This window comes from Corynebacterium falsenii, assembly GCF_020099275.1.
GTDB classification, from domain to species: Bacteria; Actinomycetota; Actinomycetes; order Mycobacteriales; family Mycobacteriaceae; genus Corynebacterium; species Corynebacterium falsenii.
Genome location: NZ_CP083646.1, coordinates 1,025,817 through 1,048,231, shown reverse-complemented (window position 1 = coordinate 1,048,231; position 22,415 = coordinate 1,025,817). Strand labels below are relative to the sequence as shown.

Here is a 22,415-nt window from a genome sequence, read left to right as displayed (position 1 = left end):
TTAAGCGCGAATGCTCAGCCCCTTGGGCGTGAGCCGCGCGCCCTCGGCCACCCACGGTCGCGTATCGGTCTCCATGACGGACAGGCCGTTGATTTTCTCCACCGTCAGCGGGCTGAGCTGGCCTTGTCGTATCGACGCCACAACAGCCCGCATCACCTCACTGACCTCGGTGGATCCCACGTGTGCCTGCTCGTCGGTGAAGCTGGGGCGGGGGAACACGGTGATGTTCTTGCCGCCTCTGGTCAGGTAGGCCACCACCCGGCCGCGTTGGAGGATCACCAGCGCCCCGGCGGCGCGCGTGGGTGCGGTGGCTCCGTCCACGGGGTCCGGCCAGGGCAGCGCTGCGCCGAAGGGATTGGCGGGGTCCACGGCCGCGAGCAGGTGGAAATCTGCTACGTCGGCGGCGTTCTCGTCCATGCGGCGGAGCTGGTCGATGACGTCCCGCGGGGCGAATTGCGCGCCGCCGAGCCCCTCCACGATGTAGCCGCGCAGCACCACGCCTGAGTCTTCCCACGCGGAGAGGTTGCGGTAGGCCTCGGCGAATCCGCCGCTGGATTTCTCCGCCATGATGGATCCGCGAGTCACCACGCCGTAGCGTTCGATCCACGATTCTCCGCGGAGCATGGCCAGTTCGGTGGTGTCGGGGGCCTCCGGGTCGCTACTCATCGGCGAGCTCCACCTCCCGGGCACGGAGGAATGCGCGTTCATCGCCATGCGATTGGCGCGGGCGAATCCGCTGCGGCCCATGCGCACCCGTCGGCTGCTGCCGCGTCCGCGATCCCTGCGCGGCGCCCGGTGCGCAGACTTGCCGGTGCTGCCCGCGTCGGCGAGGCGGGCGCGGATCGGGGCGAAGGAGTCGGGGCAGGCCAGGCCGGCGTCGAAGAGTTCCCAGATGGCCGCGTCCACCTCGGCGTGGCCGGCCCCGGTGGCGCTGGTCAGCTCGGAGGCCAGGAACGCTCCCCCGGCGCGGAGCTGCTCAAGCAGCTGGGTGGCCACCATTCCCACCGGCGCGGGCTCGGTATCCACCAGTACTGCAAGGTCCGCCGGTACCAGGGAGATCCACGTGTCGTTGCTGCCCGCCTGCCCGCCGCCGATGGCGAGCACCTGCCCGGAGCTCAGTAGCTCGTCGAGGTCGGCGGGCTGGTAGTCGGGGATGCGGGTGGGCAGCACCACCGTCTCCCAGGCGCTGGCGGGCATCGCCACGCCCGCCAGTTGCTCCAGCACGCTCGGTAGGTCGGCGCGGTCCATGGCTCCGAGGCCGTGCCACTCGCCCACGAATTGCGCGTAGGTCTGCTGGCTGACGGGTTCCAAGGCTCCGCGGGCGGCGGCAAGGGTCGCTGACCGGAGTCGGCGCAGCATGCCGACGTCCACGAACTGGGTGGCGTCGCTGGTAAACGAGCCGGACTCGAGTCGACGGTCGGCCACCCAGCGCTCCAGCAGGGCCGTAGCGGTGGAGATGCCCATGCCAAACTCGGCGGCCACCTCCTTGGCCTCCACGGGTCCGCGGTTGCGCATCCACCTGAGGAGAAGCTGGTCGGTGGCGTCGGCGATGACGGTGACCGGCGCGGCCACGCCGTGGGGAACAGGCACGCCCAACCCGTCGCGCAGCAGAGGGACATCCTCCACGACGGCCAGCTTGGTCGCGCCGCCGAAGTTCACCTCGGCGATGCGCTGCGGGATGAGCTCCCGGAGGTCGTCGGTGGTCACCGTCGGCGCCAGGCGCAGCGCAATGTCGTCTGGGGTCAGTGGACCGAGGGCGCGCAGCATGTCCACGGCCTGCTCCACGGTGGTGGCCTGCCTGCCCTCGGCGAGCCACTGGGCAGTCGCCACCACGGACTCGATGACCTTCGGGTCCAGCACCAACCCCTCGCCGCTCTTGCCGAGCACCTTGGCGAGCAGCGCTGGGTCCACGGCGAGCGCGGCGGCCCGCTCTGCGGAGTCCCCCTCGTACATGAAGGCGCTGGTGTAGGTGAACAGCAGCGATTCGGCGAAGGCACTGGGCGCATCGGTGGTCACTTCGGCCACGCGCACTGCGTCGCCGCCGCCGCGCCCGCCGAGGTGACGCAGCAGGGTCTGCAACGCGTCGAGATCGTAGACGTCGTGGATGCACTCGCGCATGGTCTCCACCATCACGGGGAACTGCGGGTGGTTACGCGCCACGTCGAGCAGCTGGGCCGCGCGTTGGCGCTGTTGCCACAGTGGCTGGCGCTTGCCCGGGTTCCGCCGGGGCAACAGCAGTGCACGGGCCGCGCACTCCCGGAACCGCGCGGCGAACAGCGCGCTGGACCCCACGGAGTCCATCACGTCCGCCAGGGCGGCATCGGCGCGTTGCTGACCGGTCTCCTCCCCTAACAACAACTCCACGCCGGGTGGGTCCTCGGAGTAGGGCAAGCGCAGCACCATGCCGTCGTCGCCGGCCACGGCCATGGAGTCGATGCCCGTGTCCCGCTGCAGCTGGGCGGACAGCGCCAGCGCCCACGGGGCGTTGACTCCCCGGCCGAACGGCGTGTGCACCACCACGCGCCAGTCCCCGATTTCATCCTTGAAGCGCTCGATGAGGATGGTGCGCTCGTCCGGAATGATCCCGGCTTCCTCCTTCTGGGCCCGGTAAAACGCATCGAGGTTGCTGCGCGTGAAGGTGTCGATGAACCCTGCGCCCCGCAGGTCCTCCAGTGTCCCGCTGCCCCAGTTGCGGCGGTGCGACCCGATGGCCTCCCCGAGTTCGACGGGGCGGCCTTCGGCGTCGCCCACCCAAAACGGCAACCGCCCGGTATGGCCGGCTGCGGGGGCAACGATGACCTGGTCGCGGTTGATTTCCAGGATGCGCCAGCTGCTCGCACCGAGGGTGAAGATGTCGCCGACGCGCGATTCGTACACCATTTCCTCGTCCAGCTCGCCGACGCGCCGCGCTCCGGTCTCCTCCCCGGCGGCGAGGAACACCCCGAACATGCCGCGGTCCGGGATGGTTCCGCCGCTGGTCACGGCCACCCGCTGCGCGCCGGGCCGAGCCTCGAGCGTCCCCTCAGCCGGGTTGTAGATCGCGCGGGGCTTCAGGTCCGCGAAATCCGTGGAGGGATAGTGGCCGCTGATGAGCTCGATGACCCCGTCGAAGGCCTCGCGCGGCAGCGCGGCGAACGGGTGCGCGCGGCGGACCTGGTTCCACCACTGTTCGATGTCCAGCTTCTCGGCGCGCTGATCGGCCTGCACCGCGGCGGCGACGGTCTGCTGCGCGAGCACGTCGAGGGCATTGCGAACCACATGCAGCGGCTCCAGCTGGCCCTTGAGCAGCCGGTCCACCACCACGGTCGCCGTTTCCGCATCCTGCTTGTGCAGCGGGTAGATCGTGGCATGACTGGTCGCGCCCACCGCGTGCCCGGCGCGGCCGCAGCGCTGCACGGCCGAGGCCACGGACGGCGGAGCCCCGACCTGCACCACGTGATCCACCAGTCCCATGTCGATGCCGAGCTCCAGTGAGCTCGTGGCAACCACGCACTTGAGCTGCCCGGCCTTCAGCTCGGCCTCGATGTCCGCGCGCTCGTCCTTGGAGACCGACCCGTGGTGCGCCTTCGCGATCACGGCCGGCGCACCGGTGACAGCGGCGGACTGGGCCATGAGTTGCGCAGGGTCGCGGCGGGTGGGCGCGGCCAGCGACTCCGGGTCGTGCTCCTTGGCCCACAGCTCGTTGAGGGCGCCGGTGAGCCGCTCGGCCGCCCGGCGCGAGTTGACGAACACCAAGGTCGAACGGTTCGCCATGATCTGCTCGTACACGGCCCGCTGCACGTGCGGCCACACGCTCTTCTGCTGGGGCAGTGCCGATTCCTGCGGGATGGGCGCGCCCTCCCCGATCATCGAGGGCCCGGCGAGGGCTTCATCGAGGGCTTCATCTAGGGCTTCCTCCGCCACCTCATACTCCGCCATCTCGGCGTCCTCGACCGCGGGCGGGTCCTGGAAGTCCTCCACCACGGACACCACGTTGACGTCCCACGACTTGGGCTGTTCCGGGTTCACCACGGTCACCGGCCGGTCGCCGCCGAGGAAGCTCGCCACCGTATCCACCGGGTTCACCGTGGCTGATAGGCCGATGCGCTGCACCGGCTTGTCCGTCACCATCTCCAGCCGCTCGAGGCTCAGTGCCAGGTGCGAGCCGCGCTTCGTGCCCGCCACGGCGTGGATCTCGTCGATGATCACGGTCTCCACCCCGCTGAGCGTCGCCGCCGCCTTCGAGGTCAGCATGAGGTACAGGGATTCGGGGGTGGTGATGAGGATTTCCGGTGGGTGCCGCAGCAGCTTCGATCGCTCCGACGCCGGAGTGTCCCCGGACCGCACGCCGACTCGAACGGGTGCCACGGGGTCCCCCAACACGGACGCCATGCGTGCGATCCCCGCCAGTGGTGCCGCCAAGTTGCGGTCCACGTCCACTCCGAGGGCTTTGAGCGGGGAAATGTACAACACCTTGGTGGGGCTGGTGGTGGGCTGCGGTGTGGCGTCGGATACAGGGTCGGATAGAAAGGGAGCGCTCGTGAGGCGCGACAGTGACCACAGGAATGCGGCGAGGGTCTTACCGGACCCGGTCGGCGCCACGACGAGGGCGTGATCACCGCTGGAAATCGCCTGCCACGCCTGGGATTGCACCACGGTGGGTTCGGCGAAAACATCTCGAAACCACGCTGCAACGGGGGCATAAAAGTTATCCAGCGGGTCGACGGGCATGTGACCATTCAAACAGACCGCTAAAGTAAGTGCCATGACGGCTGAAGTAAATGATGCAACCCTGGCCAAGCGACTCGCTCAGGGGACCGGGGAGATCCTCAAGGGCGTGCGCAACGTCGGCCTTCTGCGCGGCGAGGAGCTGGGCAAAGCGGGCGACGCCGCCGCGCAGGACTGGATCGCGCGTTGCTTGGCCGTGCACCGCCCCAACGACTCGGTGCTTTCTGAGGAAGCCCCCGATGACCGCACCCGGTTGAACAACAATCGCGTGTGGATCATCGACCCGCTGGACGGCACCCGTGAATTCGCCGGTGGCCGCCAAGACTGGGCCGTGCACATCGCGCTGGCGGAAGACGGCGTGATCACCCACTCGGCCGTGGGGATGCCGGATCTCGGCATGGTGTTCTCCACCTCCGACGTGCGCCGCGTCGACGGGCCGAAGACTAACCGCTTGGTCATCAGCCGCAACTCGGAGGTGCCGGTGGCGGAGTTCATCGCCGAGGATCTGGGCATGGAGCTGATCATGATGGGCTCGTGCGGTGCGAAGGTCGTATCCGTGGTGCTGGGCGATAACGATGCCTACGTGCACTGCGGCGGTCAGTACGAGTGGGACAACGCCGCCCCGATCGGCATCGCGCAGGCAGCGGGGCTGCACGCCACGCGCCTGGACGGCACCGAGTTTGAGTACAACCAGGATGACACGTACCTGCCCGACCTGCTGGTGAGCCGGCCGGACATTGCCGAGAAGTTGCTGGAATCGGCGCAGCGCTATAAGGACAAGTTCGGGAAGTTCTAGGTTGGGGTTTAGTCTGGTGCACGTACCTCACCCGGTACCCCAGTCACTGTTTCCTATCTGGCCCAACCTGACCAGACCTGACCAGACCTGACCCGACCTGACCCGAGAAAAGGACCGCTTCGTGCACACCCCCTACGAGGACCTGCTGGCCGAGATCATGGACCACGGCACCCACAAGGGCGACCGCACCGGCACCGGCACCACCAGCCTGTTCGCCCGACAAATCCGCTTCGACCTCAGCGAATCCTTCCCGCTGATCACCACGAAATCGGTGCACATCAAGTCGGTTGTGGGCGAGCTGCTGTGGTTCCTGCGCGGCGATTCCAACGTGCGGTGGCTGCAGGAGCACGGCATCCGCATCTGGAACGAGTGGGCCGATGAGAACGGGGATCTTGGCCCCGTCTACGGCGTGCAGTGGCGCAGCTGGCCCACCCCCAACGGCGAGCACATCGACCAGATCCAGGCGGCCCTGGATACCTTGAAAAACAACCCCAATTCGCGCCGCAACATCGTGAGCGCGTGGAACGTCTCCGAGCTGGACAATATGGCGCTGCCGCCCTGCCACTTGTTGTTCCAGCTCTACGTGGCCGATGGCAAGCTGAGCTGCCAGCTGTATCAGCGCAGCGCGGACATGTTCCTGGGCGTGCCGTTCAATATCGCCAGCTATTCGCTGCTCACGCACATGTTCGCCCAACAGGCGGGCTTGGAGGTCGGCGAGTTCGTGTGGACCGGCGGAGATTGCCATATCTACGACAACCACCGCGATCAGGTGCGCCTGCAGCTCTCCCGCGATCCGCGTCCGTACCCGCAGCTGCGTTTGCGCAAGGCCGCGGACATGTTCAGCTATGACTTCTCCGATATCGAGTTCGAGGGGTATGACCCCCACCCCGTGATCAAAGCAAAGGTTGCTGTGTAAATGAGTGCTTCCACCCCCCGCCCCACCGGCTTTAGCAAGGGCGATTACCCCGAGACCACCCGCGAGGCCGTCGACTCCGCCCTGCGCACCAAGGGCGTGGATCCCGCGGAGATTGAGATCGCGATGATCTGGGCGCAGACCACAGACGGCATCATCGGCGACGGCAAGGACATGCCCTGGTATTTGCCGGAGGATCTGCAGCACTTCAAGGACGCCACCGTGGGCTACCCCGTCATCATGGGCCGCACCTCGTGGGAAGCGTTGGAGCCGGCTTTCCGCCCGCTTCCGGGACGGGAGAACTTCGTCATCACGCGCAACGAGGATTTTGATGCGCCCGGTGGCCGGGTGGTTGGTTCTATTCCCGACGCCATTGCGGAGGCAGCCGCCCATATTCAGCAGGTGCGGGCGATGAAACCCGAACTTACGCCGACCGTGTGGGTGCTTGGTGGTGGCCAGATCTACGCCCAGTGCATGGATGTTGCCGACAGGGTGGAGATCACGGAGATCGACATGACCGCCCCGGAGCGCTTCGAGGTGTACGCCCCCGAGGTCGATGAGGACGAGTTCGAGCTCGACGCCACTGAGTGGAAGACGTCCGAAAAGGGTCACACGGTGGATGGCAAGGGTGATCTGCGGTTCCGGATGTGCACGTGGCGGCGGAACAAGAAGAACGAGAAGTAGACCGCTCTGAGTAGCGCGCACCCAGACAGCCCAGCCGGATAAATACATAATCACTTCGCTCGTGCGGTAGCCGAACGTTCGGCAGTGTTCGGCGCTGTACCGCTGTGAGCATTACCCCCTAGCCCCCTGCTGCATTTAGCGCATAAATGCAGCTGGGGGCCTTTCGCATACCCGCGCATCCCCACCCGCAACCCCCGCTATGTTCAACAAAATCATTTTTCTTTGGAAATGACACGATCTGAACTGTAGTTTAAGTCGCAATCGCTCACGCTTGTGACTGCGATCACCGTTTTCGATGTTTCCAAGAAAGGGAAAGACCGTTGACTCAGTCCACCCCTCCCTTCCAGCGGCACACACCCACCGCGGAAGAGTTCATAGCAGCCCAGCGTAGCCCGGAATTCCAGGAACTCCGCTCCAAGCAGCGCGGGTTCACCTTCCCACTGACCATCCTGTTCATCGTCTGGTTCGTGGTCTACGTTCTCATCGCGATGTACTGGCCGTCCTTCATGTCCATCCAGCTGTGGGGGAACATCAACGTCGGCATCCTCATGGGCTTCCTCCAGTTCGTGACGACCTTCCTCATCACCTGGGCATACGTGAAGTACGCCAACAAGGAACTGGAACCGCGCGCACGCGCCATCCGCGAGTCCCTCGAGGGCACGCCGGAGCACCCCGTCGCATCGCCCGATCATCCTCACCAGGCCTAAGGAGCTGACCTGATGACAACGTTTACTCTCGCGGCGGAAAGCTCTGCCGGAAACCCCATCCTTAACATCTCCGTGTTCGTGGCCTTCATTGCGATCACCATGTACGTGGTGACGCGCGTGAGCCGCAAGCCACAGAAGTCCGCCACCGACTTCTACACCGGCGGCGCATCGTTCTCTGGCCGCCAGAACGGCCTGGCTATCGCCGGTGACTACCTCTCCGCGGCATCCTTCCTGGGCATCGTGGGCGCCATCGCCCTCAACGGTTACGATGGCTTCCTTTACTCCATCGGCTTCTTCGTGGCCTGGCTGATCGCCCTACTGCTCGTGGCTGAGCCACTGCGTAACACTGGTAAGTTCACCATGGCCGACGTGCTGAGCTTCCGCCTGCGCCAGCGCCCCGTGCGCGTGGCTGCCGCCTTCGCCACCCTGTTCGTGTCCCTGTTTTACCTGGTCGCCCAAATGGCTGGCGCCGGCGCGCTGGTCTCCGTGCTGCTGAACATCCACGGCAAGGCCGGCCAGGCGTTGGTTGTGGCCGTGGTTGGCTTGGTCATGATCGCCTACGTGCTCATCGGCGGCATGAAGGGCACCACCTACGTGCAGATGATCAAGGCCGTGCTGCTGTGCGGTGGCGTGATCATCATGACGGTCATCATTTTCTGGATGGTCAAGGGCAACTTCTCCGACCTGCTGCAGCAGGCTGTGGACGCCCACGGCGGAAACCGTGCCATCCTCGACCCCGGCATGAAGTACGGCAAGACGGAAACCTCGAAGTTGGACTTCATCGCCCTCGGCCTGTCGCTGGCCCTCGGCGTGGCTGGCCTGCCCCACGTGCTCATGCGCTTCTACACGGTTCCGACCGCCCGCGAGGCCCGCAAGTCCGTGACCTGGGCCATCGTCCTCATCGGTGGCTTCTACCTGCTGACCCTGTTCCTGGGCTTCGGCGCCGCCGCCTTCGTTGGCCCGGAGCGCATCAAGGGTGCTCCCGGCGGAGCCAACTCGGCCGCTCCCCTGCTTGCACTGGAGCTGGCCGGCCCGATCTTCATGGCCCTGATTTCCGCTGTGGCGTTCGCCACCGTGCTTGCCGTGGTGGCAGGTCTGGCGATCACCGCTTCGGCGTCGCTCGCCCACGACCTCTACAACTCGGTGATCCGCAACGGTCAGGCCACCGAGGAGGAGCAGGTGCGTGTCTCCCGCATCACGGTGGTCGTGATCGGCGTGGCATCCATCCTGCTGGGTATCGGCGCGATGAACCAGAACGTCGCCTTCCTCGTGTCCCTGGCGTTCTGTATCGCAGCATCCGCGAACGTGCCGACCATCCTGTACTCCCTGTACTGGAAGCGGTTCAACACCACCGGCGCAGTGGCCTCCCTGTGGACGGGCCTTCTCTCCGCCCTGATCCTCATCATCCTGTCCCCGGCCATGTCCGGTTCCGAGACCTCGGTGCTGCCGAATGTAGACTTCGCGATCTTCCCGCTGTCCAACCCGGCGCTCGTGTCCATCCCGCTCGGATTCCTGGCCGGTATCGTGGGCACCCTCGTGGGCAAGCCCGACAACCTAGACGATCTCCAGGCAGAAATGGAAGTCCGCTCGCTCACCGGTGTGGGTGTGGAGGCTCCGGTCGACCACTAAGACGCTAAGCCTCATGTAGCGTCTGGGACCGTGAGGTTCCCCGTAATCCCAGCGATGTTCGCCGTCGCTGGGATTTTTGCTGCGTGCACGAGCAAGTAAGCTATCCCCCATGCCGCTGACGTCGCCGTTTTCTGATCCCCTTCTGTTTGCTGCCGGAACCACCGACAACACGCACACAATTGTCTCGCTCACCGCGATTATGGCGGCAGCTCTCCTCTCACCGTTGCTGTCCTACATGACGGGCAAGCGCATCCCCGCCGTGGTGCTCATGCTCATTCTGGGGGTTGTCATCGGCCCGGACGTGCTGGACTTTGCGGACATGGAAGGCGACATTCAGATCCTCCGCGAGCTGGGGCTGGGAATGTTGTTCCTGCTGGCGGGCTTTGAGCTCGACGTCAAAACGTTGGCGGAAAAGCAGGGCCGCAACGCCATTGCCACGTGGGTGATCTGCCTGCTCACCGCGTTTGCGGTTGGTGCCGTGGTTCTCAACGTGACAACCATGACGGCGGCAGTGCTCGCGATTGCCGTGACCTCCACCGCGCTGGGCACGCTGATGCCGATCCTCAAATCGACCGAAGAACTGCCCGAGCGCATCAAGAACGGCGTAATGGTTCACGGTGCGGTGGGCGAGCTGTTGCCGATCATGACCATCGCCATCCTGCTGTCCGCCCGGTCGACCGGTCTGACGCTGATCGTCATCATCCTGTTCTTCTCCATTGCGTTGCTGGTCGCCTTCGTTCCGCGAACCGTGGCGAAGATCGTACCGTGGGTCGGCCGCGCGTTCATTGACGGTGCCTCGGCGACGAACCAGACGGTGGTGCGGCTCGTGATCCTCCTGCTGCTGGTGCTTATGTCCGTGGCCGCGGTCTTCCAGCTGGATGTTGTTTTGGGTGCGTTCGCGGCCGGCATTATCCTGCGGGCTCTGGTGGCAGACGATTCGCGCCCGCGGGTGGAAAAGCGCCTGGACGTGGTGGGCTACGGCCTTCTCATCCCGATCTTCTTCATCTGCTCCGGCATGACGATCAGCGTGAACGACGTGGCCGAAGAACCGTGGATGGTGTTGGTCGTGGTCGGCGTGATTCTCGTGGCTCGTGGCCTGCCGGTCTTCCTCCACGAGATGATCCGAGACACTGGTTCGGGCATCAAGGACACCCGGGAGAAGCTCCAGCTCGGCCTGTATTCGGCCACGGGCTTGCCGATCATCGTGGCCGTCACGGATGTGGCGACGACGGCAGGAATCTTGCAGCAGCAGACCGCGTCCATCCTGGTAGCGGGTGGTGCAGCAACGGTGCTCATCTTCCCCTTGCTGGCGGCTGCGCTTCAGCCGAAGGAGACGAGGCACCTGTAGATTTAGGCTGGCCAGCACAGGTGCTAGAGTATTGACGTTGCACATGCTGGCTACCCAGCGAGCCGCAGCGTGCGAAGCCCTAGTAGCTCAGTGGATAGAGCACGGCTCTCCTAAAGCCGGTGTCGGAGGTTCGATTCCTCTCTGGGGCACTTTTTTATGGATAACGGCGAATCCATTTCTACACCAAATGGGGGTATGTGACGTAGGTCACGTAACGTTTTCGTTACGCGCGAAAGTGCAGATAGCGGGGGCGCGTTAACTTGCTGTACATCTCCTGGTAACTCGCTTGGATTGCGATCGGAGGATTGCCCATTGCGCCCTGAGAGAACCCCGAATAGCATTCAGCACGTCAACAAAAACACCGCTCACTCGCCGTTGACACCCCCCACGTTCAATCCCAAAAGCTCTACTCAAGGAACGGAATTCATGAACATCCTCCTCCAGATCCAGGAAATCGTCGGCGCTCCCATCAAGGACCTGCTCCTGCAGATCCAGGGCGGCCTGCCGAGCGTTACCCTTCCCCCGGTGAACATCACCGCTCCGGAGAACGTCACCTTCGGTGATGCCAACCTGGGCTCCTCCAACTTCGGCAACGGCCTGGGCTCCACCTTCGGTGACGCCAACCTGGGCTCTTCCAACTTCCTGAACGGTGTTGGCACCGGTCAGTAAGGCTAGCAGCCACCGGCTCTAGCCTCTCGCAGCTAGAGCACCTCAACGCCCCCAAGGACTCTCCCCGAGTTCCCTGGGGGCGTTTCGCATGCCACCACCGTGCCCCACAGCTAGATCCCGCCATCCCTGCCCAGCCCCACCTCACCCCGCGCACTAGGCTTAATACCCATGAAGTCCATGATCATCGACTACCTCTCCGACGTTCTAGAGGATTACCGCCCCGACGACTCCGGCGAGCAGGCCAGCTACATCCCCGAGCTAGCCCACGCCGACCCGGATCACCTCGCCGTCTGCCTCGCCACCATCGACGGCAAGGTCTACGCCGTCGGTGACACCGAGGTGGAGTTCACCATCCAGTCGATCTCCAAGCCCTTCGTCTACGCCCTCGCCCTGGAAGATCGCGGCTTCGATACCATCCTCGAGCAGGTCAGCGTGGAGCCCTCCGGCGAAGGCTTCAACGAGCTTTCCCTCGATGACCTAGGCCGCCCCTTCAACCCGATGATCAACGCGGGCGCGATCACCACCCACTCCCTCGTCGGCGGCGATGACTGGACCGAGGGCCAGCGCCTCCAGCGCATCATCAACGGCCTCTCCGACTTCGCGGGCCGCCGCCTCCAGATCGACGAGCGCGTCTGCGGCTCCGAGCTCGACCATGCCCACCGCAACCTCGCCATCGCGCACATGCTGCGCAACTACGACGTCTTCACGCAGAACCCACCTACCGTCGTGGAGGGCTACACCCGCCAGTGTTCGCTGCTCGTCACCGCCCGCGACCTCGCGATCATGGCCGCCACCCTCGCCAACAAGGGCATCAACCCCCTCACGGGCAAGCAGATCGTCTCCGCCCGCGTGGTCCGCCAGGTCTTGAGCGTGATGACCACCTGTGGCATGTACAACTCCGCCGGCGACTGGGTCACCCAAGTCGGCATCCCCGCCAAAAGCGGCGTGGCCGGCGGCCTCCTCGGCGCGCTCCCCGGCCAAGTCGGCCTCGCCACGTTCTCCCCGAAGCTGGATAACCACGGCAACAGCGTGCGCGGCGTACGCATCTACGAGCGCATCTCCCGCGACATGGGGCTCAACCTCATGGAAATCCCGCCCACCGTCCAGTCGGTCATCCGCAACACCACGGTGCTCAACGAGGGCATGGGCGAGGACGAGGTCTGCGTCTACGCCCTCCAGGGCAGCCTGCGCTTCGCCGGTGCGGAAAAGATCGTCCGCGAGTTCAGCAATCAGGACATTTACGAGCCAAAGGTCGCCCTTGACCTCACCGACGTCCACGCTCTCGACCGGGTTGCCCGCCGCATGATCCTCGAGGTCGCCCGTCGCCTCATCCAGGACGGGAAAAAGGTCTACCTCATCGACCCGGACGACGTAATCCCCGCACCCAACGCCGACCACCACGCTGATCCCCACCTGAAGCTCAAGACCAAGATCGAAGTGGTACGCAGCCGCTCCGAGCTGCGCAAGGAAGAATCATGACCTACATCCACGGCCACGGTCACGCCCGGGCCAACCACGCCACCCGCACCGCCGCAGATTCCGCAGCGTTCCTGTTGCCGCATCTCACGAAGGACACCCGCCTGCTCGACGTCGGCTGCGGCCCCGGCACCATCACCCGCGGCCTCGCTGATCGCATCGTGGAGCTTGGCGGCTCGCCCGGCCAGGTTGTCGGAGTTGATCGTACGGTCGACGCCCCCAGCTCCCCCTCCGACCCACGGTTTCTCCGTGGGGACATCTACGCTCTCCCCGTCTCGGATGCCACCGTGGACGTGGTGTTTGTGTCCCAAACGCTGCACCACCTGCCGGATCCCGTCGCCGCGATTCGCGAGTGCGCCCGCGTGCTGCGTCCCGGTGGCCTGCTCGCCATCCGCGAGGTGGATTACGGTGCCATGACGTGGTTCCCGCCGAACCCCGGCATCACCCGGTGGCGCGCACTGTTTACCGTGGTCGCCGACCTGCAGGGCATGCAGCCCAATGCCGGCCGTCACCTACCGACGTGGATGGAGCGGGCCGAGTGGTCGGATTACGACGTGTCGGCGTCGATGTGGAGCTACGGTACGCCGAGCGAACGCCAGCGATTCGCGGATTCCTGGATCGCCCGTACGCAGGAAGATCATTATCGACGCCACGCCGCGCGCGCCTTCGGTGACCAGCCCGATGGGGCGGCCGTGCGGGAGGCGATTGACCAGATCACCACGGGGTGGGCGCAGTGGCGGGACACTCCCGGCGCGCTGTTCCTCATGCCCCACGTGGAAATCCTCGCGCGGAAGGCCCAGAAGGCGCAAAAAGCACAGAAGGCACAAAAGCCGTAGCGCGAATCAGCGGCCGTGGAACTGCGGGGCGCGCTTCTCGCTGCGGGCGCGGCGGGCCTCGGCGGCGTCCTCGCTGGCCCAGATGCCGGGGATCTGCGCTTCCAGCTCCGGCTGTTGCGACAAATCCGGGCTGTTAAAGACTCTCTTCGAATGTTCCATGGACAGCGGAGCCTGGGCTGCCACGGTGGTGGCGAAGTCGAGGGCCGTTGTGGCGTCGCCGATAAGAGTGGCGAACCCGATCGCGGCGGCCTGCTGAGCGTCCACCTTGACGCCGGCGAGGAAGACGTTGCGCGCCATGGCGCCGCCCATGAGTTCGCGGGCGCGCTCGTGGGTCCAGAAATCGAGGGCGAAACCGTGCTGGGCCAACGGAACCCACACGAGGGCATCTGGGCCGAAGACGCGCAGTTCACACGCCAGAAGAATCTGACAACCGGCGCCGACGGCCGGGCCTTGGACGTCCGCGATGACCGGCACGGGGGCGTCCAGGATCGCGTGGAGCATGTCGCGCATGGCGGGCCAGAAGTCGTCGCCGTACACGCCACCGGACAGGTCCGCGCCGGCGCAGAAGGCTGGGCCCTCGCCGCGGATGAGAATGGCGCGCACCTGTTGATCCAGCAGACTGTGGATTCCGCGGGTGACGGCCGTGGCGACCTCCGCGCGGATAGCATTGCGCTTTTCCGGGTGGTTCAGCACCACGACCCCCACGGAACCTTCTCGGAAAACGTCTACTCCCATATAGGGAAAGCTACCCGATTCGGTGTGCGTGCGCGGGGGTTATGGCGGTAATCACGGGACTTTAGGAGCCGTCGTGGCCTTGGAGGAGCACGCTGAAGTCGGTGACGTTCGCGTCTACGGTTGTGCCGGAGGTGCGGGTGGTGTGGGCGCTGTGGGCACTGTGAGCGCTGTCTCCGAGGTCTGGGCCGAAACCCTCCACCGCACCGGATTCCTGAACAAGGTATCCGGCGAGTTCCGACGCCGCCCGGTTGATCCGGCGCGTCAAGTCAGTCTGGGCTCCGAAGTCTTGAGTGGCGGCGAAGATCCCGGTCGGCATGACCGTAGCCCGGAGATACGTAAACAGCGGGCGCAGAGCGAAGTCGAGGACCAAGGCGTGCCGGGGCGTGCCCGCGGTAGCGGCAATAAGGACGGGCATACCGTTGAGCGAATCGGTGTCCAGGGTGTCCATGAACATCTTGAACAGTCCCGAATAACTAGCGGTGAAGACTGGGGTTGCCGCCACGAGCCCGTCGGCGGCGGAGATCCTATCGTGAGCATCCTTGAGTGCTGGGCTGGGGATCCCGGTGGTCATCATCGCGGCGAGATCGGTGGCGTAGTCCCGGAGATCCAGGTACGTGGTCTCGAGACCGTCGCCGCGCTTGGACACCTGGGCCTCGACGGCACCAGTGATCTCCTCAGCGAGCATCCGTGTGGTGGACGGGGTGGATAGCCCCGCGTTGAGAACGATGAGTTTTTTCATGACCTGTCTCCTGCGGGTTGGGCGGTGGCGGGATTGACGTTGACGGGTTGGGCGGTGGCGGGTTGAACGAGGCGGTGGGGCGAGTCCGGACCCTGCGCTACCAGGCTGGCGTGGGTAGGCGGGTCGGAGGGCACGTGGCTGGGGCGGCGTGCTTCCAGTTCCTTGCGGAGCTCGGGCACAACCTTGGTGCCGAGGATCTCGATCTGCTCCAGAACGACATCCTGCGGCAGGCCGGCGTGGTCGACGAGGAAGAGCTGGCGCTGGTAGTCGCCCACTGCGTCGGCGTAGCTGAGGTAGCGCTCGATGACCTGTTCCGGCGTGCCTACCGTCAGGGGTGTCATTTTCTCGAAGTCCTCGAGGCTGGGGCCGTGGCCATAGACGGGTGCGTTGTTGAAGTAGGGGCGGAAGAAGTCCTTTGCTTCCTTTTCACTATCGGTCATGAATACCTGGCCGCCCAGTCCCACGATGGCTTGGTCTGCCCTGCCGTGCCCATAGTGTTCGAAGCGCTGGCGGTAGAGGTTAACCATCTGCTGGGTGTGTTCGATGTTCCAGAAGATGTTGTTGTGAAAGAACCCGTCTCCGTAGAAGGCTGCTTGTTCGGCGATCTCGGTGGAACGGATGGAGCCGTGCCAGACGAAGGGCGGGGTGTCGTCGAGGGGGCGCGGGGTTGAGGTGAACGATTGCAGTGGGGTACGGAATTCGCCCTTCCACGTGACGTTCTTCTCGCGCCATAGGCGGCGGAGCAGATGGTAATTTTCGATCGCCATGGGGATGCCCTTGCGGATGTCGGCGCCGAACCAGGGGTAAACGGCGCCGGTGTTGCCGCGGCCCATCATGAGGTCGAGCCGGCCGTCGGCGAGGTGCTGGGCGTAAGCGTAATCCTCGGCCAGGCGCACGGGATCCATGGTGGTTATGAGCGTGGTCGACGTGCTGAGAATCAGCGAGCTCGTTTGCGCCGCAATGTTGGCTAAAAGAACCGGTGGGTTGCCCGGTGCCACGAATGGCGGATTGTGGTGTTGGCCCGTGGCGAAGACATCGAGGCCCACTTCCTCGGCCTTCTTCGCGATCTCGACGGTGTTCTTAATACGTTGGTGTTCTGTGACCAGCTTCCCCGTTGTGGGATCGGGGGTGTGGTCTCCGACTGTCATAAGTCCGAATTGCATGGCTTCAGTATGCATCCATTTAGTTGACGTGTCAACTACTTTGATATAGGGGTGTTCCGTCGCTGGTCACAACCCTTTTTCTAAATCCCCGCGCCCCCGATTGCTAATCGCCCTATGATCCCCTAAGAATCGAGAGCCCGCTCGAGGCGCTCGAGCTTTCCTTCCATCTCCCCCGTATAACCCGGGCGAATATCGGCCTTGAGGACCAGCCACACCCGAGTGCCGTACTCCCCCACAGCTTCGGTGGCGCGCTTGATCACGTCCATACAGTCATCCCATTCGCCTTCGATGGTGGTGAACATGGAGTCCGTGCGGTTGGGCAGGCCGGACTCGCGGACGATCTTCACGGCTGCGGCCACGGCGTCGTGCACCGAGGCATCTGGGTTATCCCCGCCGGAGGGGGAGACGGAAAATGCGAACAACATGGGTTCAACGATACCGAGTCACTCGGCACTATCCAGCGTTATTCGGCAGACGTGCCCGTGTTGAACTCACGCGGATCGGGACCAACGCGGCCGTCGGTGCGGTCAAGCTGCTCGATCTCCTTGACCTCATCCTCGCTGAGCTCGAAACCGAACACGTCGAAGTTCTCACGGACGCGCTCCACCTTGGAAGACCGCGGAATCACAACCTCGCCGCGCTGGATGTGCCACCGGATAATGGCCTGAGCCACGCTCACGCCGTGGTTGGAAGCGATGGCGCCGATGGTGGGGTCGGTGAGGTTCTTCCCCTGCCCCAGCGGGGACCAGGACTCGGTGACGATGCCGCGGCGGGCATTGTCCTCGCGTTGGTCGCGCTGACTAAAACCGGGGTGAATCTCGATCTGGTTCACGGCTGGGGTGAAACCGGCCTTGTCGAGCTCATCGAGGGCCTCCGGGTAGAAGTTGCACACGCCGATCGACTTCGCCGCGCCGGATTCGTTGATCGCAGCCATGGACTCGTAGGCCTGCACGAATGTCCCGGCAGCCGGGCACGGCCAGTGCAGCAGGTAGAGATCCACGTAGTCCATGCCGAGCTTGCTCAGGGATTCCTCGAAGGCTTCCTTGCCGCGCTGCTGGTCGGCGTTCCACAGCTTGGTGGTGATGAACAGATCCTCGCGCGTGACCTCGCCATTCGAGATGGCGTCGGCCACAGCCTTGCCCACTGGCTCCTCATTGCCGTAGATGGCGGCCGTATCGATGTGCCGGTAGCCGGCTTCGATGGCGGCACGGACGGAGGTGTAGGTGTCTTGGTCGTTGAGTTGCCACACGCCCAGGCCGAGCTGGGGGATGGTGTGGCCGTCGTTAAGTTTGAGAGATTCCATAGGCTCCTTTGTACTCTTCTGCCACCATCTCTGCGCCCGACCTATCACCCAACCCCAAACCTATGGGTAGCCTCTCATGTGCTCCACCCGTGCGGTACGGTCTGTGCTATCGGATTTATTTCCCTTTCCGAAGTCATACCAACTTGTACTAACCAGTATCCGCCCCCTCACGAGGAGTTCAATGCAGCCCTTATACATAGACCACCTAAATAAGAGCTACGGAGACCACCAAGTCCTCCACGACATGACCTTTCAGGTTGCCCCCGGCGAGATCTACGGGTTCGTTGGATCCAACGGCGCTGGCAAATCCACGACCATGCGCATTGCCCTGGGTGTGCTCGCCAGCGATTCCGGCGAGGTCCGCGTCGGCGACGAGCCCATCAACGACGATCTCCGCCGCCGCATTGGCTACATGCCGGAGGAACGCGGCCTGTACGCCAAGGAGAAGATCGCCGATCAGCTGCATTTCTTCGCCAAGCTGCACGGCCTCGATGCCGACCGCGCCCAGCGCAACACCACGGACCTCCTGGAACAGCTCGGCCTCGCCGAGCGCGCGAACGACAAGCTCGATGAGCTCTCCTTGGGTAACCAGCAGCGCGTCCAGCTGGCCGCCTCGCTCGTCCACGATCCCCAGCTGCTCATCCTGGATGAGCCCTTTTCCGGCTTGGACCCCGTGGCCGTCAACGTTATGAGCACGCTCCTCGTCGAGCGCGCCCAGCAGGGCATTCCCGTGGTGTTCAGCTCGCACCAGCTGGACTTGGTCCAGCGGTTGTGTGATCGCGTGGGCATCATCGCCGGTGGCGTGATGAAGGCCGAGGGTACCGTCGACGAGCTTCGCAGCCGCGGACCTCTGCGCTACGAGGTGAAGACCCCGGCGCGCGGTTGGTACCCCGATGGCATCACCGTCGTGGAGGAGACCCCGGAGTCGGTCATCGTGGAAGCGCAGTCCACGGACCAGGATCAGGCCATCTTGCAGGCTGCTTTGGCGGCTGGCCCGGTCCACTCGTTCTCCCGCCGTGTCCCCCACCTGTCGGAGCTGTTCCAGGAGGTCGTCGAATCATGAGCTATTCGTCCATGAACACCATCAACACCGTCGCCGGCCGTGAGATCAAGACCGCGCTGCGGAGCAAGAGCATCATCATTACCATTGCCCTCACGCTCGTCCTCGTCATCGGCGGCATCATCGCCGCGTCATTTTTCGCCGACGACGACAGCGAGCCTGCTCGCCTCGGCGTCGTCGGCGTTCAAGCTCCTGTGGTCGACGCCGCTACGCGGGCCCTGGGCCAGAACGCTGGCGTCGTGACGGAATCCATGACCGAAAGCCGAGAAGACGCCATCTCCCAAGTTAAGAATGAGAACGTCGCCGCTGTTCTTCTCAAGACCGATAAGGGCTTCGACCTCATCACCGACGGCGATGCGTCCCCCGAGGTGATGGGGGCGGCCAGCACCATCGCGTCCACGCTGTCGCAGGGCACTGCGCTGCAGAGGCTGGGGATTTCGCCTCAGCAGTTCGCGGAAGCAATGCCGCCGGCGGAGATCACCACCGTCAACGTCAAGGACGATAATTCGTCGGAGGTGAACATGCCTGCGGTGGTCATGGTGATGATCGGATCTTCCCTGATGAGCCTTTTCATCATCCTGTTCGCGGCGAATATCGGCGGTCGCGTGACGGAGGAGAAGTCGTCCCGAGTAGTGGAAATCATCCTGTCCACGGTCCGCCCATTGGATTTCTTGGCGGGGAAGATCCTCGGCAACACGGTCTTCGGGCTGATCGCGGCGGCGATTGTCCTCGGCGCCGGTGCCATCACCGTCTCGACGACGAACGTGCTGGATGGGTTCCCGTTCGATTACGGCATTCTGGGGCTCATGCTGCTGGCATTCGTGCTGGGCATGCTGTTGTTCGGCAGCCTGTACGCCGCCGCTGGGTCGATGGTGAGCCGCACGGAAGACCTGCAGTCCACGCAGATGCCCGTGATGATCCTTGTCTTCGGCATGATTTACACGCCGGTATTCGGATGGAACAGCTTGGATTCCACGGTGATGCAGGTCTTGACGTGGATTCCGCCGTTCAGCCTGCCGACCATTCCGTTGCAGGTCGCTGCCGGGAACATGAGCTACCCGCTGGCGCTTGTCGACTACGCGGTGTCTGCGGTGGTCATTGTGCTGCTCATGGTGCTGGTGTCGAAGATCTACCAGCGCTCGATCTTGCACAACGGCAAGAAGATGTCGTGGGCCAAGGCTCTCACGGCTAAGGCTTAAGCTGCGGCGCATTGGCTAGGACGGAGTCTTGAGCCACAAACCAGGAAAGTCTCCTGCACCCCACCATCTGCGGTGGGATGCAGGAGACTTTTCGTTGTGCTCGCGTGCAGCGCGCTTGTTTACGCTGTGCTGCATCGCGCTCGTTTAGTTCACATCGATAAGGTCAATGATGAACACGAGGGTGAGGCCGGACAGCTCGTGGCCGAGTTCCTTCGGGCCGTAGGCCTTCTCTGGGGGGATGGTGAGCTTGCGTCGCCCACCGACCTTCATGCCTGGGATGCCTTCCTGCCAGCCCTCGATGAGGCCAACGAGCGGGAATTCGATGGGGCCTCCACGGTCCCACGAGGAGTCGAACTCCTCGCCGGTTTCGTATTCCACGCCCACGTAGTGCACTTTCACCATGCCACCGGGGACTGCTTCCTCGCCATCACCAACGGTGATGTCCTCGATCACCAGATCCTCGGGGGCGGGCCCGGATTGGTGGTCAACTTGTGGCTTTGACATCGGATTGTCTCCTTTTACTGCTTTCGGATGTGTTCCACCCTAGCAAAGCGGGCGTGCGACGAATGCGGGCATTGGTCGACCAGACCGGGCGATCACAGACGCTGTTTCCGGAAGCGCACCCGAACCGCATAAGAAAAAGCCTGCTGCCCCGCAGGCGGGGATCAGCAGGCCTTTATCTGGCAGGTTGCGCTCTGGCAGGTATTACTGCAGCTTGCGAGCAGCGGGGCCGGTGTAGATCTGGCGAGGACGGTTGATCTTGCCAGCCGGGTCGTTGATCTGCTCGAGGTACTGAGCGATCCAGCCGGGCAGGCGGCCCATGGCGAACAGCACGGTGAAGAACTCCGTGGGGAAGCCCATGGCGCGGTAGATCAGGCCGGTGTAGAAGTCGACGTTCGGGTAGAGCTTGCGCTCGATGAAGTAGTCGTCGGCCAGTGCGATCTCTTCCAGCTTGAGGGCGAGATCCAGCAGCTCGTCGCCACCGAGGTGGTCGATGATCTCGTGTGCGGACTCCTTGATGATGGCCGCACGCGGGTCGTAGTTCTTGTACACGCGGTGACCGAAGCCCATGAGCTTAACGCCGGGCTCCTTGTTCTTCACGCGCTTCATGAAGTCAGTTGCGTCGCCGCCGTTGGCCTGGATCTCCTCGAGCATCTCGAGAACGGCCTGGTTGGCGCCGCCGTGCAGCGGGCCGGACAGGGCGTTGATGCCTGCAGCGATGGAGACGAACATGTTGGCCTGGGAGGAGGCAACCATGCGCACGGTGGAGGTGGAGCAGTTCTGCTCGTGGTCAGCGTGCAGGATGAGCAGCTTGTCCAGAGCCTTGGTGACGATCGGATCGTCCTGGAAGGGCTCGGTCGGGTAGCCGAACATCTGGCGCAGGAAGTTCTGGCGCGCGTTCAGGGAGTTGTCCGGGTACATGTAGGGCTTGCCCTTGGATGCGCGGTAAGCGTAAGCCGCGAGCATCGGCACCTTAGCCATGAGGCGGTAGGTGTTGAGCTTCTGGAAGTCCTTGTTCAGGGGATCCAGGGAGTCCTGGTAGTAGGTGGACAGGATGTTGAGGGAGGAAGCCAGCACGCTCATCGGGTGAGCGTCGCGCGGGAACACGCGGAACTGAGCTTTAAAGTCCTCATCCAGCAGAGTGTGCTTGCGGATGTTGGAGTTGAACTCTTCCTTCTGCTCGTCGTTCGGCAGCTCGCCGTTGATCAGCAGGTAGGAGACCTCGTTGAAGGTGGCGTTGTTCGCCAGATCAGCGATGTCGTAACCGCGGTACTGCAGAATACCCTTGTCACCGTCGATGAAGGTGATATCAGACTTGGTGGGCGCGGTGTTCATGTAGCCCGTGTCCAGGGTGGTCAGGCCGGTCTCGGCCAGCATCTTGCCCAAGTACACACCGTCGTTGCCTTCGGTGGCGTGGACAATGTCCATTTCGTATTCTCCACCGGGGTAGTGGAGTACGGCCTTGTCCTTATTGTCGGAAGCCATTGACATCCCTTTCTGAATGTTTACATGCTTTGTTTGTTCAAGCATGTTCCAGTCTATAACTTTCTGCCTTGGTCGGGGCGGGACAGCCGTGGCGCCCTCATGCTTCGCGGTCATACTGAAACGCCGTTCAGATGTGTCTCACGCATAACGTAGAGCAAAAGAAACTACCCAGCGAGGCTCGTCGTCGTCTGACCGAGGTGCAGTCGTTCGAAAACCCTCAAGCTCTGTAGAAACCACCAGCGCCGTGCGCCGGAGACCCTCCAGAACTTTCGTGGGACACCACACACTGTAGCCAATATGTGAGTTGAATGACACTGGAAAGGTCACCCAATCCTCACTTTCACCCCCACACCAGTGCATTTCGGTTATATTTTTGAACCTTTACTTCAATGTGACTAGCACCACCGACTAGTCTTGTAGTCGCACAAAAACGCGCCAGGCTCGCTGACGTCCATATATCTATAC

General features: G+C 63.8%; 19 protein-coding genes and 1 tRNA gene. 12 read left to right on the top strand and 8 right to left on the bottom strand.

Annotation, left to right across the window (positions count from 1 at the left end; genetic code table 11):
• Positions 1-4,710, bottom strand: a complete 4,710-nt coding sequence (locus LA343_RS04625; protein WP_025402186.1) for a DEAD/DEAH box helicase — start codon at positions 4,708-4,710, stop codon at positions 1-3.
• 34 nt (positions 4,711-4,744) lie between these two features.
• Here LA343_RS04625 and LA343_RS04620 point away from each other — a divergent pair, with 34 nt between their 5' ends.
• The 10 genes from LA343_RS04620 (at position 4,745) to LA343_RS04575 (ending at position 13,765) form a co-directional block, all read left to right on the top strand.
• Positions 4,745-5,503, top strand: a complete 759-nt coding sequence (locus LA343_RS04620; RefSeq protein WP_025402185.1) for a 3'(2'),5'-bisphosphate nucleotidase CysQ — start codon at positions 4,745-4,747, stop codon at positions 5,501-5,503.
• A 121-nt stretch (positions 5,504-5,624) separates the two neighbouring features.
• Positions 5,625-6,419: a thymidylate synthase gene (locus LA343_RS04615; protein ID WP_025402184.1), complete on the top strand. Its 795-nt coding sequence runs from the start codon at positions 5,625-5,627 to the stop codon at positions 6,417-6,419.
• Entirely contained in the window at positions 6,420-7,100 is a 681-nt protein-coding gene (locus LA343_RS04610) for a dihydrofolate reductase (RefSeq protein ID WP_025402183.1), read from the top strand.
• Between the two features lie 320 nt (positions 7,101-7,420).
• Positions 7,421-7,807 carry a DUF485 domain-containing protein gene (locus LA343_RS04605; RefSeq protein ID WP_025402182.1) on the top strand — a complete coding sequence of 129 codons (387 nt, stop codon included), beginning with the start codon at positions 7,421-7,423 and terminating at the stop codon, positions 7,805-7,807.
• A gap of 12 nt (positions 7,808-7,819) precedes the next feature.
• Entirely contained in the window at positions 7,820-9,436 is a 1,617-nt protein-coding gene (locus LA343_RS04600; protein WP_025402181.1) for a solute symporter family protein, read from the top strand.
• 109 nt (positions 9,437-9,545) lie between these two features.
• Positions 9,546-10,784, top strand: a complete 1,239-nt coding sequence (locus LA343_RS04595; RefSeq protein WP_025402180.1) for a cation:proton antiporter — start codon at positions 9,546-9,548, stop codon at positions 10,782-10,784.
• 76 nt (positions 10,785-10,860) lie between these two features.
• Positions 10,861-10,933 (top strand) — tRNA-Arg (locus LA343_RS04590).
• 277 nt (positions 10,934-11,210) lie between these two features.
• The gene (locus LA343_RS04585) at positions 11,211-11,453 is read left to right on the top strand and encodes a hypothetical protein (RefSeq protein WP_025402179.1); all 243 of its coding nucleotides are present in this window, start codon (positions 11,211-11,213) and stop codon (positions 11,451-11,453) included.
• Positions 11,454-11,621: 168 nt separating this feature from the next.
• Positions 11,622-12,932, top strand: coding sequence for a glutaminase (locus LA343_RS04580; protein WP_025402178.1), 1,311 nt, complete (start codon positions 11,622-11,624; stop codon positions 12,930-12,932).
• Positions 12,929-13,765, top strand: a complete 837-nt coding sequence (locus tag LA343_RS04575) for a class I SAM-dependent methyltransferase (protein ID WP_052337514.1) — start codon at positions 12,929-12,931, stop codon at positions 13,763-13,765. Before LA343_RS04580 ends, LA343_RS04575 begins: the two co-directional genes overlap by 4 nt.
• Positions 13,766-13,771: 6 nt before the next feature.
• Here the strand turns inward: LA343_RS04575 and LA343_RS04570 are convergent, their stop codons facing one another.
• The 5 genes from LA343_RS04570 to LA343_RS04550 form a co-directional block, all read right to left on the bottom strand.
• On the bottom strand, positions 13,772-14,500 hold the full coding sequence (locus LA343_RS04570; protein WP_025402176.1) for an enoyl-CoA hydratase: 729 nt from the start codon (positions 14,498-14,500) through the stop codon (positions 13,772-13,774).
• A 61-nt stretch (positions 14,501-14,561) separates the two neighbouring features.
• Entirely contained in the window at positions 14,562-15,239 is a 678-nt protein-coding gene (locus LA343_RS04565) for an FMN reductase (protein ID WP_025402175.1), read from the bottom strand.
• Complete coding sequence (locus LA343_RS04560) at positions 15,236-16,402, bottom strand: CE1758 family FMN-dependent luciferase-like monooxygenase (RefSeq protein ID WP_025402174.1); 1,167 nt, start codon at positions 16,400-16,402, stop codon at positions 15,236-15,238. The genes LA343_RS04565 and LA343_RS04560 overlap by 4 nt, the downstream gene beginning before the upstream one ends.
• 122 nt (positions 16,403-16,524) lie before the next feature.
• A complete protein-coding gene (locus tag LA343_RS04555; protein ID WP_039910868.1) occupies positions 16,525-16,827 on the bottom strand; it encodes a thiamine-binding protein in 303 nt (100 codons plus the stop codon).
• 38 nt (positions 16,828-16,865) lie between these two features.
• Positions 16,866-17,705, bottom strand: a complete 840-nt coding sequence (locus LA343_RS04550; protein ID WP_025402173.1) for an aldo/keto reductase — start codon at positions 17,703-17,705, stop codon at positions 16,866-16,868.
• A gap of 181 nt (positions 17,706-17,886) precedes the next feature.
• Here LA343_RS04550 and LA343_RS04545 point away from each other — a divergent pair, with 181 nt between their 5' ends.
• Both LA343_RS04545 and LA343_RS04540 read left to right on the top strand, forming a co-directional pair.
• On the top strand, positions 17,887-18,768 hold the full coding sequence (locus LA343_RS04545) for an ABC transporter ATP-binding protein (protein ID WP_025402172.1): 882 nt from the start codon (positions 17,887-17,889) through the stop codon (positions 18,766-18,768).
• Positions 18,765-19,964: an ABC transporter permease gene (locus tag LA343_RS04540; RefSeq protein WP_025402171.1), complete on the top strand. Its 1,200-nt coding sequence runs from the start codon at positions 18,765-18,767 to the stop codon at positions 19,962-19,964. Before LA343_RS04545 ends, LA343_RS04540 begins: the two co-directional genes overlap by 4 nt.
• A 144-nt stretch (positions 19,965-20,108) precedes the next feature.
• Here the strand turns inward: LA343_RS04540 and LA343_RS04535 are convergent, their stop codons facing one another.
• Positions 20,109-20,468, bottom strand: coding sequence for an FKBP-type peptidyl-prolyl cis-trans isomerase (locus LA343_RS04535; RefSeq protein ID WP_025402170.1), 360 nt, complete (start codon positions 20,466-20,468; stop codon positions 20,109-20,111).
• Positions 20,469-20,669: 201 nt separating this feature from the next.
• A complete protein-coding gene (locus LA343_RS04530; RefSeq protein WP_039910867.1) occupies positions 20,670-21,950 on the bottom strand; it encodes a citrate synthase in 1,281 nt (426 codons plus the stop codon).
• Positions 21,951-22,415 lie beyond the last annotated feature (465 nt).